The organism is Bordetella petrii, from assembly GCF_020991325.1.
Classification (GTDB): domain Bacteria; phylum Pseudomonadota; class Gammaproteobacteria; order Burkholderiales; family Burkholderiaceae_B; genus Bordetella_A; species Bordetella_A petrii_E.
On record NZ_JAJMLX010000081.1, the window covers coordinates 1 to 17,110 of the forward strand.

Annotated in this window: 14 protein-coding genes; 5 read left to right on the top strand and 9 right to left on the bottom strand. The window is 66.2% G+C overall.

Translation table 11 applies throughout. The features are described 5' to 3' along the window. A partial coding sequence (locus tag LPZ50_RS10495; protein ID WP_230661044.1) for a PolC-type DNA polymerase III occupies positions 1-618 on the bottom strand: 618 nt, incomplete at its 3' end. A gap of 167 nt (positions 619-785) precedes the next feature. Here LPZ50_RS10495 and acnB point away from each other — a divergent pair. The 4 genes from acnB (at position 786) to LPZ50_RS10515 (ending at position 6,708) form a co-directional block, all read left to right on the top strand. Further along, positions 786-3,377 (top strand): bifunctional aconitate hydratase 2/2-methylisocitrate dehydratase, encoded by a 2,592-nt coding sequence (gene acnB, locus LPZ50_RS10500; protein ID WP_230661048.1) that lies wholly within the window; start codon positions 786-788, stop codon positions 3,375-3,377. A gap of 285 nt (positions 3,378-3,662) precedes the next feature. Then, on the top strand, positions 3,663-4,529 hold the full coding sequence (locus tag LPZ50_RS10505; protein ID WP_230661051.1) for a LysR family transcriptional regulator: 867 nt from the start codon (positions 3,663-3,665) through the stop codon (positions 4,527-4,529). A 129-nt stretch (positions 4,530-4,658) separates the two neighbouring features. Continuing rightward, positions 4,659-5,675 carry a hydroxyacid dehydrogenase gene (locus LPZ50_RS10510; protein WP_230661054.1) on the top strand — a complete coding sequence of 339 codons (1,017 nt, stop codon included), beginning with the start codon at positions 4,659-4,661 and terminating at the stop codon, positions 5,673-5,675. Between the two features lie 25 nt (positions 5,676-5,700). After that, on the top strand, positions 5,701-6,708 hold the full coding sequence (locus LPZ50_RS10515; protein ID WP_419195588.1) for a tripartite tricarboxylate transporter substrate binding protein: 1,008 nt from the start codon (positions 5,701-5,703) through the stop codon (positions 6,706-6,708). A 28-nt stretch (positions 6,709-6,736) separates the two neighbouring features. Here the strand turns inward: LPZ50_RS10515 and LPZ50_RS10520 are convergent, their stop codons facing one another. The 3 genes from LPZ50_RS10520 to LPZ50_RS10530 all read right to left on the bottom strand — a co-directional run bounded on the left by LPZ50_RS10520 (position 6,737) and on the right by LPZ50_RS10530 (position 10,063). Then, positions 6,737-8,014, bottom strand: a complete 1,278-nt coding sequence (locus LPZ50_RS10520; protein WP_230661057.1) for a M28 family peptidase — start codon at positions 8,012-8,014, stop codon at positions 6,737-6,739. A 45-nt stretch (positions 8,015-8,059) separates the two neighbouring features. Beyond that, a complete protein-coding gene (locus LPZ50_RS10525; protein ID WP_230661059.1) occupies positions 8,060-9,034 on the bottom strand; it encodes a Bug family tripartite tricarboxylate transporter substrate binding protein in 975 nt (324 codons plus the stop codon). A 108-nt stretch (positions 9,035-9,142) separates the two neighbouring features. After that, positions 9,143-10,063, bottom strand: a complete 921-nt coding sequence (locus LPZ50_RS10530) for a LysR substrate-binding domain-containing protein (protein WP_230661061.1) — start codon at positions 10,061-10,063, stop codon at positions 9,143-9,145. 324 nt (positions 10,064-10,387) lie between these two features. Between LPZ50_RS10530 and LPZ50_RS10535 the strand changes: the two genes are divergently transcribed. Beyond that, on the top strand, positions 10,388-12,436 hold the full coding sequence (locus tag LPZ50_RS10535; RefSeq protein ID WP_230661064.1) for a TonB-dependent receptor: 2,049 nt from the start codon (positions 10,388-10,390) through the stop codon (positions 12,434-12,436). A 48-nt stretch (positions 12,437-12,484) separates the two neighbouring features. Here the strand turns inward: LPZ50_RS10535 and LPZ50_RS10540 are convergent, their stop codons facing one another. From LPZ50_RS10540 to LPZ50_RS10560, 5 genes are all read right to left on the bottom strand, one after another. Further along, complete coding sequence (locus LPZ50_RS10540; RefSeq protein WP_230661066.1) at positions 12,485-13,360, bottom strand: SMP-30/gluconolactonase/LRE family protein; 876 nt, start codon at positions 13,358-13,360, stop codon at positions 12,485-12,487. 33 nt (positions 13,361-13,393) lie between these two features. Continuing rightward, positions 13,394-14,323: a 3-keto-5-aminohexanoate cleavage protein gene (locus tag LPZ50_RS10545; protein WP_230661068.1), complete on the bottom strand. Its 930-nt coding sequence runs from the start codon at positions 14,321-14,323 to the stop codon at positions 13,394-13,396. Between the two features lie 36 nt (positions 14,324-14,359). Next, entirely contained in the window at positions 14,360-15,307 is a 948-nt protein-coding gene (locus tag LPZ50_RS10550) for a 3-hydroxyacyl-CoA dehydrogenase (protein ID WP_230661069.1), read from the bottom strand. A 13-nt stretch (positions 15,308-15,320) separates the two neighbouring features. Then, positions 15,321-16,103, bottom strand: a complete 783-nt coding sequence (locus LPZ50_RS10555; protein ID WP_230661070.1) for an SDR family oxidoreductase — start codon at positions 16,101-16,103, stop codon at positions 15,321-15,323. 36 nt (positions 16,104-16,139) lie between these two features. Next, on the bottom strand, positions 16,140-17,110 hold a 971-nt coding region (locus LPZ50_RS10560; protein WP_230661071.1), incomplete at its 5' end, for an ABC transporter permease.

Genomic DNA, 17,110 nt, shown 5'->3' on the forward strand with positions numbered 1-17,110 from the left:
CCGGGCCGCCAAGGCCACGGCCACGGTGCTGCGCACGTCGGCCAGCGCCCGGTGGGTGGGGTCAGCGGCGCCCACGTGGCGCGCCAGGATCTGCAGCTTGTGCGACGGCAGTTCGGGCCAGGCCTGGCGGGCGAGCTGCAGCGTGCAATGGGTGGCGTTGTCGAAGGGCAGGCCGGTCTGGCTGGCGGCGGCCTGCAGAAAACGGCGGTCGAACGATGCGTTGTGGAAGAACACCGGCGTATCCGCCAGGAATGCCAGGAACGCCGAGAATGCCTCGACCACCGGAATGCCGTGGCGGTCCACCTCGGCCTGGGTGATGCCCGTCAGGCGGGTAATGAAAGGCGGCACGGGCCCGCAGGTACGCACCACCTGGGAAAACTCGCGTTCGATGCTGCCGTCCGACGCCACATGCACGGCCGCGAATTCCAGGATTTCGCAGCTGGAGGTGGACAGCCCGGTGGTTTCCAGGTCGGCCACCGCAAAGCGGCCGTCCAGCGCCTGCAGCGCCGAGCGCTGCCGGACCGCGCGCGATGGCGCGGCCTGCGCCGGCCGAGGCGGCGCGAACGGGTCGTGGTCCAGATAAGGATTGGTGGTGGTGTAGCGGCGGAAATATCGCATGGCGGGCCTGGGCAAGCGGCCATTGTATGCGGGACAGCAACAGGTCCGGCCCGATACCGCGATCAAGTCTTATATAAGATATAAGACACTTGCTCCCACCCCCCTCCTCCCTCTACAATCCCCGGCAACAACCCTTCCCGCAACCCGACTTTTTTGCAGGCCTTCTCATGCTGGAAACGTACCGCCAACACGTTGCCGAGCGCGCCGCGCTGGGCATTCCCCCGCTGCCGCTCTCGGCCCAACAAACCGCCGACCTGATCGAACTGCTGAAGAACCCGCCCGAGGGCGAGGCAGAAAACCTGCTGGACCTGCTGACGCACCGCGTGCCCGCTGGCGTGGATGACGCCGCCAAGGTCAAGGCGTCGTACCTGGCGGCCGTGGCGCTGGGCAAGGAATCGTGTGCGCTGATCAGCCGGGCCAAGGCGACTGAACTGCTAGGCACCATGCTGGGTGGCTACAACATCGGCCCGCTGATCGAACTGCTGGACGACGCCGAAGTTGGCACCATCGCCGCCAACGGGCTGAAGAAAACCCTGCTGATGTTCGACGCCTTCCACGACGTGAAGGAAAAAGCCGACAAGGGCAATGCCAATGCGCGCGCCGTCGTCCAGAGCTGGGCCGACGCCGAATGGTTCACCAGCCGTCCGGAACTGCCGGAAAGCCTGACCATTACCGTGTTCAAGGTGCCGGGCGAAACCAACACCGACGACCTGTCGCCGGCCCCCGACGCCACCACGCGCCCCGACATCCCCATGCACGCGCTGGCGATGCTGAAGAACAAGCGCGACGGCGCGGCCTTCCAGCCCGAAGAAGACGGCAAGCGCGGCCCGGTGAAGTTCATCGAATCGCTGAAAGAAAAAGGCCACCTGGTTGCCTATGTGGGCGACGTGGTGGGCACGGGTTCGTCGCGCAAGTCGGCCACCAACTCGGTGCTGTGGTTTACCGGCGAAGACATCCCCTTCGTGCCCAACAAGCGCTACGGCGGCGTGTGCCTGGGCGGCAAGATCGCCCCCATCTTCTACAACACCATGGAAGACGCGGGCGCGCTGCCCATCGAACTGGACACGTCCAAGATGGAAATGGGCGATGTCATCGAGTTGCGCCCCTATGAAGGCAAGGCCTTGAAGAACGGCGAAGTCGTGGCCGAGTTCCAGGTCAAGTCCGACGTGCTGTTCGACGAAGTGCGCGCCGGCGGCCGTATTCCCCTGATCATTGGCCGCGGCCTGACCGCCAAGGCCCGCGAGGCGCTGGGCCTGGCTCCGTCGACACTGTTCCGCCTGCCCAAGAACCCGGCCGATTCGGGCCGCGGCTTCTCGCTGGCCCAGAAAATGGTGGGCCGCGCCTGCGGCCTGCCGGAAGGCCAGGGCGTGCGCCCGGGCACTTACTGCGAACCGCGCATGACCTCGGTGGGCAGCCAGGACACCACCGGCCCCATGACCCGCGACGAACTGAAAGACCTGGCCTGCCTGGGCTTCTCGGCCGACCTGGTCATGCAGTCGTTCTGCCACACCGCAGCCTATCCCAAGCCCGTGGACGTGAAAACGCACCACACCCTGCCGCAGTTCATCAGCACCCGCGGCGGTATTTCGCTGCGTCCGGGCGATGGCGTGATCCACTCGTGGCTGAACCGCATGCTGCTGCCCGATACCGTGGGCACCGGCGGCGATTCGCACACGCGCTTCCCCATCGGCATCTCGTTCCCGGCCGGTTCGGGCCTGGTGGCCTTTGCCGCCGCTACCGGCGTCATGCCGCTGGACATGCCGGAATCGGTGCTGGTGCGCTTCAAGGGCAAGATGCAGCCCGGCGTCACGCTGCGCGACCTGGTCAATGCCATTCCGCTGTATGCCATCAAGCAAGGCCTGCTTACCGTGGCCAAGCAAGGCAAGAAGAACATCTTCTCCGGCCGCATCCTGGAAATCGAGGGCCTGCCCGACCTGAAGGTGGAACAGGCATTCGAACTGTCCGATGCCTCGGCCGAGCGCTCGGCCGCCGGCTGCTCGGTACACCTGAACAAAGAACCGATCATCGAATACATCAACAGCAACATCGTCATGCTGAAGTGGATGATCGCCAATGGCTATGAAGACGAGCGCTCGCTGGGCCGCCGCATCAAGGCCATGGAAGCCTGGCTGGCCGACCCCAAGCTGCTGGAACCGGATGCCGACGCCGAATACGCCGCCGTCATCGAGATCGATCTGGCCGACGTGCACGAGCCCATCGTGGCCTGCCCGAACGACCCGGACGACGTGAAAACGCTGTCGGACGTGGCCGGCGCCAAGATCGACGAAGTGTTCATCGGCAGCTGCATGACCAACATCGGCCACTTCCGCGCGGCATCGAAGCTGCTGGAAGGCAAGCGGGACATTCCGGTCAAGCTGTGGGTGGCCCCGCCCACCAAGATGGACGCGCAGCAGCTTACCGAAGAAGGCCACTATGGCGTGTTCGGCACGGCCGGTGCCCGCACCGAAATGCCGGGCTGCTCGCTGTGCATGGGCAACCAGGCCCAAGTACGCGAAGGCGCCACGGTCATGTCCACCAGCACGCGCAACTTCCCGAACCGCCTGGGCAAGAACACCAACGTGTATCTGGGTTCGGCCGAACTGGCCGCCATCTGCTCGCGCCTGGGCCGCATCCCCACCAAGGACGAGTACATGGCCGACATGGGCGTCATCAACAAGAGCGGCGACCAGATCTACCAGTACCTGAACTTCGACAAGATCGCCGACTACAAAGATGTAGCCGACGTCATCGAAGTCTAAAGCCGCGGGCCACTGGCCAAGGCGCATGCATCCCCGGGCGGGTCCGCCCGGGGGTTTTTTTTGCCGCCGGGCCGCCCCAAGGCAAAAAGCCCCCTTGGGGGGCAGCAAGCCGTAGGCGCAGCGTGGGGGCATTTTTTTGCCGCCGGGCCGCCCCAAGGCAAAAAAGCCCCCTTGGGGGGCAGCAAGCCGAAGGCGCAGCGTGGGGGCATTTTCTGTCCGCGCGCACGATTGATCTACCATGCAGCCATCGACAACCGGCAGGCATAGCCGGCACGGAGGCTGCGTTTGAATACCGAGTACCTGGAAAGCTACGCCAAGGTGGTGGAATGCCGCTCACTGGCCGAGGCGGCACGCCGCCTGCACCTGACCCCCGGCGCCGTGGCGGCGCGCATCCGCATCCTGGAAAATGAGCTGGGCACCCCATTGCTGCAGCGGTCCGGCCAAACCTTGACCCCCACCGAGGCCGGCATGCGCATCTATGACCGCGCCAAGGAACTGATCCAGTCGGCCCGCGACCTGCAGGCCATTGCCAGTTCCGGAACCTTCGAAGGCGAGCTGCGGCTGGGCGTGTTTCCGTCGGCGCTGACCACGCACCTGCCGGTGCTGCTGGAGGGCTTCTGCGCCAGGTATCCCGAACTGTCCATCTACATTGCCTACGACGCCTCGGCGGAATTGTGCCGGCGCGTACACATGGGCCAGCTGGACATCGCCGTGGTTATCGAGCCGTCGTTCGCCATCCACAAGAATTGCGGCTGGCACACCTTGCAGGAAGAACCCCTGATCGTGATCGCGCCCGCCCACATGGCCGGCCGCGACGCCCACGATCTGCTGCTGCAGGAGCCCTTCATCCGCTATGACCGCATGGCGCACAGCGGCAAGCTGGTGGATCGATATCTGAAAGACAACGCGCTGGTTCCCAACCAGCGCATCGAAGTGGACAGCCTGCTGACCATTGTGTCGCTGGTGGAACGCGGCGTAGGCGTGTCCCTGGTGCCCGATTCGTTCTCGATCTGGTACAAGGCCGACGGGCTGGTGAAGATCCCCCTGCCCGAGCGCACGCCCATCCGGCGCATCGGCCTGATCTGGGGCAGCCAGGGTCCGCGCGTCAGCGTGGCGCAAACCCTGGTGGAACACGCCCAGCACACCTTCTGAAGCGGCCCGCCCGCCGGCCCGCGCAAATTCCTTTGCGTTGAAAACGCAAAAATTTTGCGGATTCAGGCCCCTGCCCCCCCTTAGACTTTGAGCCCAACGAATCCCGCTCATTGGATGGAGACAAGCGACATGGGCAAAAAAGTAGTGCGGCTGAATCTATGGACCGACGCCAGTTTCGACAGGATCCTGGGCGCCAGCCCGCATGCCGAACTGCGGGTGCTGGACCTGAAAGCCCCCGAACCATCGCTTTGGGAGGAGTTCAGCCAGGCGGACATTTATCATGTGTCGGCCGCGAAGGATGAAGTTCCCCCGCAATGGCAGGTGACCCGGGACCTGATCCAGCGCTGCCCCCGCCTGGCGTGCGTATCGACTTCAGGCGCGGGATACGACACGGTCGACGTGCCGGCCTGCACTGAGCACGGCATCCTGGTGGTGAACCAGGCCGGCGGCAATGCGGCATCCGTGGCCGAAATGGCCTTCGGCCTGATATTGGCGGTGGCGCGCCGCATCGTCGAATCCGACCATCTGCTGAAGACCGCCAGCGGCTTCACGCGCGAAGACCTGATGGGACACGAGATCAACGGCAAGGTGCTGGGGCTGGTGGGCATAGGCCATATCGGCCGCCGCGCCGCGCAACTGGGCCGGGCATTCGGCATGGAAGTGCTGGCCTACGATCCGTACCTGGACGCGGCGGAAATCCAGGCGCGCGGCGCGCGCGCCGTGGCGCTGGATGAATTGCTGGCCAGCAGCGACGTGGTGTCGCTGCACTGCCCGCGCAACGCCGAGACCGCCAACATGTTCGGCCAGGCGGCATTCGGCGCCATGAAGCGCGGCGCACTGTTCATTACCACGGCGCGTGGCGGCATCCATGATGAAGCGGCGCTGTACGACGCGCTGGCGGCCGGGCACCTGGGCGGCGCCGGCCTGGATGTATGGAAGATCGAGCCGCCGCCGCACGACCACCCCTTGCTGGGGCTGGGCAACGTGGTGTCCACGTTCCATACGGCCGGCGTCAGCCACGAAGGCCGGCGCAATGTGGCAACCATCGCTGCCGAGCAGATCGCGCTGCTGTGCGCCGGCGGCACGCCCCCCCGCATGATCAACCCCGAAGTACTGCCCGCTTTCCAGCGCAGGTTCCAGGCCTGATTTCCACAACGAGAAGGAGACATCCATGCAGCCAAGCATCACCCTGAAAAACAAACTGAAGGACAAGTTCACGGCCCTGGCGGCCACCAGCCTGATGCTGGCCGCCGCGCTGGCCAGCCCGGCGGCGCAGGCCGATTACCCCGAGCATCCGATCAATATGGTGGTGTCGTACGGACCCGGCGGCGGAACCGACCTGATCGCGCGCGCGCTGGCGCCCTATATTGAAAAATACCTGGGCAACGGCGCGACCATTGTGGTGCTGAACCGGCCCGGCGCGGGCGGAGCCATCGGTTTTGCCGAGATTGCGCGCGCCAAGCCGGACGGCTACACCATCGGCTTCCTGAACACCCCCAACATGATCACCATCCCGATCGAGCGCAAGGCCCAGTACCACTGGACCGACTTCGACCTGATCGGCAACTTGATCGACGACCCCGACAGTTTTGCCGTCAATACCAGCAGCAACATCAAGAACCTGAAAGACCTGGCCGAGTACGCCAAGGCCAACCCGGGCAAGGTGACCGTGGGCACCACCGGCATAGGCTCGGACGACCACCTTTCGATGCTGCTGTTTGAAAAGGCCACGGGCACGAAACTGACCCACGTGCCCTACAAGGGCGCGGGCGAAGTGCGCAGCGCGATTTCCAGCGGCGAAATCGCCATGGCCGCCATGAACATCGGCGAAGCCATGGCCTACATCAAGGCGGGTTCGCCCATGCGCGACCTGGGCGTCATGAGCCAGGAACGCTCGCCCATCGCCCCGGACCTGCCCACGTTCAAGGAACAAGGCCACGACATCATCATGTCATCGCTGCGGGGCATCGGCGCGCCCAAGGGCCTGCCGGCCGACGTGAAGGAGAAACTGGTCAAGGCCGTGCAGCAGGCGGTGCAGGATCCCGGCTTCCAGGAGAAGGCCAAGACCATGTACGCCCCGCTGCGCTACCTGGCGCCCGCCGAGTATGAAGCGGAACTGCGGGCCAATGAAGAACTGTTCCAGGCCTTCTGGAAAGACACGCCCTGGGCGGAAAAGTAAGCAGGCCGGGCGTGCCTGGCCTCCCGCCTCAGTCGCGGCGGGCCAGCGCGTCCAGTTGGCCGTCGCCGAGCCCCAGCGCCACCGCGCCCATGGCGCAAGTGACCGCCAGGGCGCGCCGCAGTTCCGGTTCCTGGATGATGTCGGGCGTGTCCTGCGCCGTCAGGATGCGGTTCACGCGCGTATCGGGCCGGTCGAAGCCCGCCACCAGGCGCAGCGCCGGAATGCCGTGGCGCGCGAAATTGGCGTGGTCGGAATTGGGCATGAAGGGCAGCCAGCTGCCCACCGCCACACCAGCCGCCTGTGCGGACTGCGCAACATAGCGGGCCAGTTCGGGAAAATCGCTGATCAGGGCGGTGAGGGTATCGTCGCCCGCCACCGTGTCCAGGTTGATGTTCAGCTTCAGGCGGGCGCGTTCTGTTTCGGGCAGGTCGGCCAGGTAACGCGCCGAGCCGGCCAGCGCCCATTCTTCGGCGCAGAAAAAGCAGATGCGCAGGCCCGGGGTTTGCGCGGAGACATGCGGCGCCAGGATGCGCGCGGCCGCCAGCGCCACGGCCACCCCGGTGGCGTTGTCCAGCGCGCTGCAGCCCAGGTCGTGTCCGTCCAGGTGGGCACTGATGACGATCCGGCTGTCGCGTCCGCCCGGAATATCCAGGATAGCTACGTCCGCCAACGCGTCCAGGTCTTCCTGGCCCTGGATCAGCAGCCGTGCCTGCCCGCCCGCGCCGGCCAGCATGCGGGCGCCGGCTTCGTCGATATATGCCGCGGGAATGCCGGCGCCATCGCGCGGACGGCCCGACGAACCCGACAGCAGTCCGCCACCCGGCCAGGGGTTGGCAATAAGAAAACCGACGGCGCCGGCCTGCACTGCCATGTCGTACTTGCGGCGGCGATGCAGGTGATGCGGCGTGAAGGGGTATTCATGCCGCACCAGCACGATCTTGCCCCGCACCTGCTCGCCGGCGCGCTCGAAATCTTCCGCGCGGCCCTGCCCCAGGTCCAGTACCGGGGCCACCAGCCCCGCGGGGCTGGTGGATGCCGAGCGCAACAAGGGTTTACACGGCAGCAGCGTGGCCCGGCCCTGGGCGTCCAGCAGTTCCAGGCTGGCCTGCAGGCAGCGCCAACCATCGTAGGGTACCCGCAGGTGCTGCACGTCGCCCGCCGCCACGGCCTGCAGGCGCTGCAAGGCCCAACGGGCCGCGGCAACGTCCTGGCCGCTGCCGGTCAGGCGGCCGCCGAACCCGCACAGCGCAAGAAAATCGTCCATCAAATGCGCGTCCTGCGCGGCCGCCTGCAACCACTGAGTCATGACCTTCCTTGAAAGACCAGGCGCCCACCCGGGCGCCTGCGAGAGTTATTCCAGATTGATGCCGGCGCGGCTGACCACATCCTGCCAGCGCTGGAAGTCCGCCGCCAGCAAGGCCTGCAGCGCCTGCGCATCGGTCTGCCCGGGCACGTTGGCGCCTATGCCCGCATAGCGCTGCGCGATGGCGGGCGACTGCATTACCTTGGCCATGGCGGCGCCCAGCTTGTCCAGCACCGCCTGGGGGGTACCGGCCGGCGCCACCAGGCCCCACCAGCTTTGCACGCTCATGCCGGACAGGCCGCTTTCCTGGAAGGTGGGCACATCGGGCGTGGCGGGCTGGCGCTGCGGCGACGAGACGGCCATGGGGCGGATCTTGCCGGCCTGGAACAGGGCCGCGGCGCTGGGCATGCTGCTGAAGCTGACGTCGATCTGCCCGCCGGCCAGATCGCTGACCGAAGCGGCGGCGCCCTTGTAGGGCACGTGCACCAGCCTGGTATCGGTGGTGAGCATGAACAGTTCGGCCAGCAGGTGGGTCAACGAGCCGTTGCCGCCGGAGCCCACGGAGATCACCCCCGGCCGCGCTTTGGCATCGGCCACCAGGCCGGCCACGTCCTTGTCGGGGTAGTTCGGGCTGGCGAACAGATACATGGGCGATAGGCCCACCAGGGCAATCGGCGCGAAATCCTTGCCGGCGTCGTACTTGACGCGGTCGCGGTACAGCGCGGGCACGATGGTGAAGGGCACATCGGCCAGCAGCAGTGTGTAGCCGTCGGGCGCTTCGGCCGAGACATAAGCGGTGCCTATCATGGAGCCCGCGCCGGCGCGGTTCTCGACCACCACGGGCTGCCCCAGTTCGGTTCCCAGCTGCTCGCCGATGGCGCGCGCGATCAGGTCGGAACTGCCGCCCGCCGAATAAGGCACGACGATTTTCACGGGTTTATCGGGATACGCCGCCGCCAGGGCAGGCAGCGAGACGCAGGCGACAGCCACAATGCCGCGCAGGAGTTTTTTCCACTTGTTCATAGTTACCGAGCCGTTTTTGTTAGAACCGGTAACCATTCTGAGCCGTCGGAATGGCGCGGACAAGGGATGTATGCGCATGCGCCATTCCGTAATGGAATAGCGTCGGACTCAGCGTTGTACGAAGGCGCGCACGGCCTGGTTCAGGGCCTGGGCGCGCTCTTCCATCCAGGCGCAGAACGCATCGGCGTAGGGCCCGCCCACATTGGGCCGCGGCTGCATCAGGTGATACCCGAAGCGCCCTTCCACCACCTCGCCCAGCGGGCGGCACAGCGTGCCGTCTTGCAGGGGCTGCAACACCATGCACAGGGGCACGATGGCTGCGCCCAGGCCATGCATGACGGCGGGCAACAACACGGAAAAGCCCTCGTATTCGGGTGCCGTCATGGAAGGCCCCGGCCACAGCGGCGCCACGTCGGCCCGCCATTCATCCCAGCCATAGCCGCGCTGCGCGCGCTTGAGCAGCGGCAGGCCGTCCAGGTCGTCGACACAGCGCACGGGGTGACGCTGCAACAGGCGCGGCGCCGCCACCAGGACCATTTCCCGGCCGCACAGGTAGGTGGCCGACATGCCCGATACATAGCCCGCATGCAGCTGGATCTCGGCATCGAAGCGCTCGGCCTCGCCGCGGCCGTACAGCAGGCGCGGCCTGACATTCACGCGTATGCCTGGGTGGCGTTCAAAGAACTCGGCCAGGCCGGGCAGCAAACAGAACTGGGCGAATGACGGCGAAACGGCCACATTCAGCGCCACCCGGGATCCGGGCTGCGCCACCAGCGCATCGGCCTCGTCGATCAGGCGCAGCGCGGCGCTGATGCGTTCGAAATACATGGCGCCGGCGTAAGTCAGGCGCAGGCCGGTGGGCAGGCGCTGGAACAGCGCCACGCCCAGGCGCCCTTCCAGCGCGCTGATGTGCTTGCTGACCGCGCTCTGGGTCAGGCTGAGTTCTTCCGCGCTGCGGCTGAAATTCAGGCTGCGCGCCGCGGCCAGGAAAATGCGCAGCGACGTGACGGAATTGCGGGAACCTTTCATCGGGACATGCACCAAGGCGGCGGGCGCCCGGAAATGGGACATTATCGTGCCAGGCCAATGTGGCGGGAAGGCGGCACATCCCCGTGACATGGTCGTGAAACTGTTTGCATCCGCCGGCCACGGCCCGGATAATACGACAAATTCTTATTTTCACCCTTCATTCTCTCTGCCTTCATGCCCGTCCACGCTTCTACCCCCCTATCCCCGCTTGCGCGCCGCACCCGACTCAAACCGCTGAACCTGGCTCTGCAGGGTGCATTGTCCGCTGCCGCGGTTACTTGCACGCCAGCGTGGTCGCAAACGGTTCAAGGCGCCATCACCACGATGGAAACCACCACGGTGGTAGGTGAAGGCAGCGTATCCGCGCCCACTCCCATCGAATTTGCCGGCGGCCAGGTGGCGCGCGGCGGGCAATTGGGCGTGCTGGGCAACATCGACAATATGGACGCTCCCTTTGTGGTTACCAGCTACACGTCCAAGCTAATCGAAGACCAGCAGGCGCGTACCCTGGGCGATGTCGTGAAGAACGATGCATCGGTGCAGGTGGGCAATGGGTTCGGCAATTCGGCCGAAACCTTTTCCATCCGAGGCTTTGCGTTGAACAACGACGACCTCTCGTTCAATGGCCTGTACGGCATCCTGCCGCGCCAGGTGCTGCCCACGCAAATGGTCGAGCGCGTCGAGATCCTGAAGGGCGCCAACGCGTTCCTGAATGGCGCCGCCCCGGGCGGTTCGGGGTTGGGTGGGTCGATCAACATCCAGCCCAAGCGTGCCGGGGCCGATCCGCTAACCCGCGCCACGCTGGACTACACCAGTGATACGCAGGTGGGCGGTAGCGTCGACATCGGCCGGCGTTGGGGCGACAGCCAGCAATTCGGCATCCGGGTCAATGCGGCGCACCGCGACGGCGATACGGTCGTGGACGATGCCGGCGAACGCATGACAGTGGGCACCGTAGGGCTGGATTACCTAGGCGAGCGGCTGCGGGTATCGCTGGATGCGGGTTACCAGAAGTACCGTTATTCGCAACCGCGGCCCACCATCGTGCCCACCGGAGACGACGCGCCCTCGCCGCCGTCGAACCACATCAATTATGGGCAGCCCTGGACATACAGCGAACTGGAAAGCACGTTCGGCGTACTGCGGGCGGAATACGACTTTTCCAGCAGTTGGATGGGCTATGCGGCAATCGGCGCAAGCCACGACCATGAAAGCGGAGACTACGGCCAGCCTCGCGTCGGCGCCGATGGCATCGGAACGGTCAGCCGCTTGACGGTGCCCTTCGAACGGGATGCCGTCAGCGGCGAAATCGGCGTCCGGGGCAAGTTCGACACGGGCCCGGTCGGGCATACCGTCAACCTGGGCCTGTCGGCGATGCGCAGCGACTCGCGCCAGGCATTCGAATTCGTAAGCGGCGGGGTCGTGGATATTTCGGACCCGACCTATATCCCGCGCCCTACCGGCGGCACGCCGACGGGCGACATGAGCGACCCGGGAATCACTGACCGCACCCGCCTGCAAAGTATCGCCATGTCGGATCAGTTGTCGTTCCTGGACGGCAAGGTGCTCTTGACCGCGGGTGTCCGTCACCAGCGGCTGAAAAACCAGACATACACGCCAACTGGCGAGTCTACCGGCGACTACGACGATTCGGTCTGGACACCGGCATACGGCCTGGTCGTGCGGCCCTGGGAACCGGTGGCCTTTTATGTGAACCACATCGAAGGTCTCACCAAAGGCGACTCGGCCCCGGACACCGCCGCCAACCCCAGCGCGTCGTTGGCGCCCTACCGCACCAAGCAGACCGAAGCGGGCGTAAAGCTGGATTTCGGCGATATTGGCGGCAACATCGGCGTCTTCCAGATCGAGAAGCCCCAGGCGTATGTCAACTCCGACAACATATTCGGGCTGGCCGGCTCGCAGCGTAATCGCGGCCTGGAGCTGAACATCTACGGCGAACCCATGCGCGGCGTGCGGCTGCTTGGCGGCGTCACCTTCATGGATCCGGAGCTGCGCGGCACCAAGGCAGCGCTGCAAGATGGCAACGATGCGGTGGGCGTGCCTCGCTATCAGGCCGTGCTGGGCGCCGAATGGGACGTACCCGCCCTTACGGGCCTGACGCTGCAAGCCTACGTACAACGTCGCGGCTCGCAGTACATAAACATCGACAACACGGGCAAGATTCCCGCCTGGACCCGCATCGACCTGGGTGCGCGCTACGCCACCAAGATCGACGGACGCAATGTCGTATGGCGCGCCGGCGTGGACAACGTAGCCGACAAGGACTACTGGGCCACCGTGGGTAATCAGTTCGGGCAAATCACCCAGGGCATGGGCCGCGTCTACAAGCTGTCGATGTCCGTCGACTTCTGATCGCGCCCAGTCCGGGCGGCACAAGGCCTCCCGGACAGCCCCTTGGGGCTAGCCTCCAAACCGGTTTTCCGGCAAGCCGCGCACACCCAGCCCGTAAATGGCGAACAGGCTGCCGCGCGCCACGCCGTCATCCGGGAAGCGCGGCAGCGGCGGCCTGGCCATGGAGGTGACGTACAGCACGTCCAGGTCCGGGCCGCCGAACATGACGCTGGTGACCTTCTTCACGGGCATGTCGATGACGCGGTCCACTGAGCCGTCGGGCGCGTAGCGCACCAGCTTGCCGTCGTACACCAGGGCGTTCCACAGATACCCGTCCGCGTCGACCGTGGATCCATCGGCCCCGCCGCCGCGACTCATGTCCACTTTGGCATGGGCGCGGCGATTGGACACCTGGCCCGTCTGCTGGTCGTAGTCGTAGGCCCAGATCTCGCCCGACCACGTGTCGTTGAAGTAGAACGTATTGCCGTCGGGGCTCCAGCATGGGCCGTTGGACACCACGATGCCGCGCTCCAGGGTATGCAGCGACAGGTCGGGGTCCAGCCGATACAAGCTGCCGTTCGGGCCGTCTTCATTGGTGTCCATGCTGCCGGCCAGGAAACGGCCGTGCCGGTCGACCTTGCCATCGTTCAGGCGGTTGGATGGCTTGTCGGGTTCGGGGTCCACGATCAGTTCCACGTCTCCCGTCTTGAAGTCCAGGAAATGAAAGCCCCGCGCCAGGGAAAGCACGGCGCCGCCCTGCTGGCGCAAGGCCATGGAGCCGATCTTTTGCGGCAAGTCCCAGGCGCGCAGTTCGCGCCCGTCGGCGGTGCAGCGGAAGATGCGGCCATCGGCGCTGTCTATCCAGTACAGCCGCTGCTCTTGCACGTCCCACAGCGGGCCTTCGCCCAGCGTGGTCTTCACGTCGGCCAGTATTTCGATGCGCATGAATGTCTCCTTGTCCAGGCGGGTACCGGCGGCTCAGAATGCGACCTGGTCGGCGCCCTTCAGTTGAAGAATGCGGCGCGCCTCTTCCGGGGTGGCTATTTGCATGCCCAGGCCCTCGATCACCTGGCGCACCGAGCGCACCTGTTCGGCATTGGATTGCGCCAGGCGGCCCTTGCCCGCCCACAGGCTGTCTTCCAACCCTACCCGCACGTTGCCGCCCATGGCCACGGACTGCGCGGCGATGCGGAACTGGCTGGCGCCCGCCCCGAGCACCGACCAGCGATAGTCCGAGCCGAACAACCGGTCGGCGGTGCGGCGCATATGGATGACATCTTCCGGGTGCGTGCCGATGCCGCCCAGCAGGCCGAACACCGACTGCACGAAGAACGGGGCCTTGACCAGGCCGCGGTCGGCGAAGTGCGCCAGGTTGTACAGGTGCGCGATGTCATAGCACTCGAACTCGAAGCGGGTGCCGTTGTCGTAGCACGTGGACAGTATGTATTCGATGTCCTTGAAGCTGTTGCGGAACACCAGGTCGCGCGTGGCCTCCAGGTGCTCGCGTTCCCAGTCGAACTGGAAGTCCTTGTACTTGTTCAGCAGGTGGTACAGGCCGAAGTTGATCGAGCCCATATTCAGGGAAGCGACCTCGGGCTTGAACTGCGCGGCCGGCCGCACGCGCTCTTCCACGCGCATATAGGGGCTGCCGCCGGTGGTGATGTTGATCACGGCATCGGTGCGCTGCTTGACCTCCGGCAGGAAGCGCGCAAAGGCCTCGGGCGTCTGGTCCGGCTTGCCGTTCTGCGGGTCGCGGGCGTGCAAGTGCAGAATGGCGGCGCCGGCCTCGGCCGCGGCCACCGCTTCGCGCGCAATGTGTTCGGGCGTGATCGGCAAATGCGGCGACATGGACGGCGTATGGATCGCGCCGGTGATGGCGCAGGTGATGATGACTTTATCCTGGGACATGCTGGGCTCCGGAAATCGGGCGCGCTGGCGGCGCGCTCAGGGGGTTTCAGTGTCGCGGCCGGCCTGCTTGTGGGCGGCCAGGGCCATGAGTTTGCGGTCGCGCCACAACTGGCGGTCGGGCAGCGCCTCGGCGGGCAGGAGCGCACGGCGTTCCGCCTCGACACGGTCCATGGTGGCGCCGCCCCAGGGCACGCGCCGCTGCATCTGCTCGAACAGGCCGGCATACATGGCTTCGTAGCGGTCGGCGTAATCGCGCACGCCGCCGGGCGCATTCAGGTCGATGGTCTCGAACGGCCCCATGAACGACCAGCGCAGCGCCAAGCCTTCGCGGATGCCGATGTCGACGTCCTCGACCCCGGCATACCCGTCGGCCACCAGCCGGAAGGCTTCCTGCAACAGCGCGCCCTGCAGGCGGTTCATGACAAAGCCGTCGATCTCGCGGCGCATCATGATGGGCACCTGGCCGGCATCCTCCAGCACCTGGCGCGCGCGCTCCATGACCTTCGGGTCGGTCCAGGGAGCCGGAACGACCTCGACGGCCGGCACCAGATAAGGTGGATTGATCGGATGCGCCACCAGGCACCGGGCCCGCCCTGGCAGATGATCCGTGAAGCGCGACGGCAGCAAGGCCGACGTGGAACTGGCCAGCACGGCCTGGGGCGGCGCCAGGCTGTCCAGTTGCGCGTAGACCTCGCGCTTGCTGTCCAGGACTTCGGGCGTGCTTTCCTGCACGTAGTCGGCTTGGGCCAGGGCGGCCTCCAACTCGGTTTCCTCGCGCATGCGGGCCAGCACGGCGGAAGGATCCTGGGCGTGCAGCAAGCCCTGGGCATGCAGGTCGGGCAGCACCGACTCGGCGAAGGCACGCGCTCGGGCGGACTGGCCGGGCGAACTGTCCCACAGGGCGACGCGATGTCCGCCCCGCGCGAACACAATGGCCCAGGCCCGGCCGATCAGGCCGGCGCCGACGATGGCGATATTGAGCATGGCGGTTTCTCCGTCAGAGCGTCTCGACGTTGCCGTCGACACTGAGGGACTGGCCCGAAATATTGCGGCCGGCGTCAGACAGCAGGTAGGCGGTGGACAGCGCCACGTCGTGCGGCGTGACCATGCGGCGCAGCGATATGCGTTCCAGGTAGGTGGCCTCCATGCGTTCATACGGCACGCCCACTTGCTCGGCGCGCGCGCGGATCACGCCTTCCATGCGTGGCCCTTCCACAATGCCGGGCAGGATCGCATTGACGCGGATGCCGGCCGGGCCGAGTTCCTTGGCCAGGCTTTGCGTGAAACCGATAACGCCGAACTTGGCGGAGGAATATGGCGTACGGTAAGCGTAGCCGTGGCGCCCCGCCGACGACGACATGTTGACGATGGCGCCGCCGCCCGCCGCCTTGAGCAAGGGCACTGCCAGGCGGGTGCACAGGAACTGGCCGGTCAGGCAGATGTCGAGGCAGCGGCGCCATTCATCGGGGTCCAGGTCTTCCACCGCCCCGGTCGGCCCCGCGATGCCGGCATTGTTCACCAACGCATCCAGCCCGCCCAGGTGCCGTCCGGCCGCATCGAACAGGGCCGCCACATCGCTTTCGCTGGACACGTCGGCGCGCACCGCGCCGACCTGCGGATACCGTTGCGCCAGCTGCGCCAGGGCCGGCTCGGAGATATCGCAGGTAAACACGCGCGCCCCGCGCTCGGCCAGGTGCGACACGATGGCCAGCCCGATGCCTCCCGCCCCGGCCGTCACCACGACACGCAAACCTTCCAGTCCGTCCGATCGATTGCCCATCTGGTCTCCTCGCGGCACGCGCCGCTGTTGGTACATTTACTTTTCCCGCAGCGCGATCACTGCGCCCAGCACGACCGCGCCGTACAGGATGGCGCGCGTGGCATAGGGCAAATTGCTGCCCGCCAGCAGTGTCTGCAGCGCCGTCAGCAGCAGCACGCCGGCCAGCATGCCCAGATAGTGCCCGCGGCCGCCGGTGATCAGGCCGCCGCCCACCACCACCACGGCGATAGACGGCAGCAAGTAGTCGTCGCCCATGCCCAGGCTGGCCTGCCCCGAGAACCCAGTCAGCAGCACACCGACCAGCGCGGCGCACAAGCCGGACAGTATGTACACGCCGATAAGCGTACGCCCCACCGGCACGCCGGCCAGGCGCGCCGCCAGGGCGCTGTTTCCCACGGCGTAGACGCGCCGGCCGAACACACTGCAGGACAACAGCAATACCGCGGCCACCGCGAACAGCAGCACGAAAAGCACCACGGGAGTCACCCCCAGCACCTGCCCGGTCATGAAGCTGCGCAGCAGCGGCGGCGCAAAACCCGCGGGCGTGCCGCCCGAGTACAACAACGCCAGTCCCTGCAGAATGCCGTTGACGGCCAGCGTGGCAACGATTGGCGACAAGCCCAGCACCACGACCGCCACTCCGTTGGCCAGGCCCACCAGGCAGCCCAGCGCCAGCACGATGAGCAAGGCATGAGGCAACGAGGCATCGGCGCCTTGCGCAATACCGGCGAACAGAATGCCGGACAACCCTATCGTCCAGGGCAGCGACAGGTCTAGTCCGCCCGTCAAGATCACCGCCCCCTGCCCCAGCGCGAGAATGGCCAGGAAACTGGCCAGCACGATCAACGAATTCCAGTAGCCCCAATGCGTCAGCGAGCGGCCCAGCATGATCTCGGTAGCCAGCAGCACCAGCACCAGGCAAGCCAGCGCCGGCAGCGAGTAGCGCAAGGTCTGCGCGTGACGCGCGGTGAACGCGGGCGCCGGCGCCGCCGGCGCGCCGGATGCCT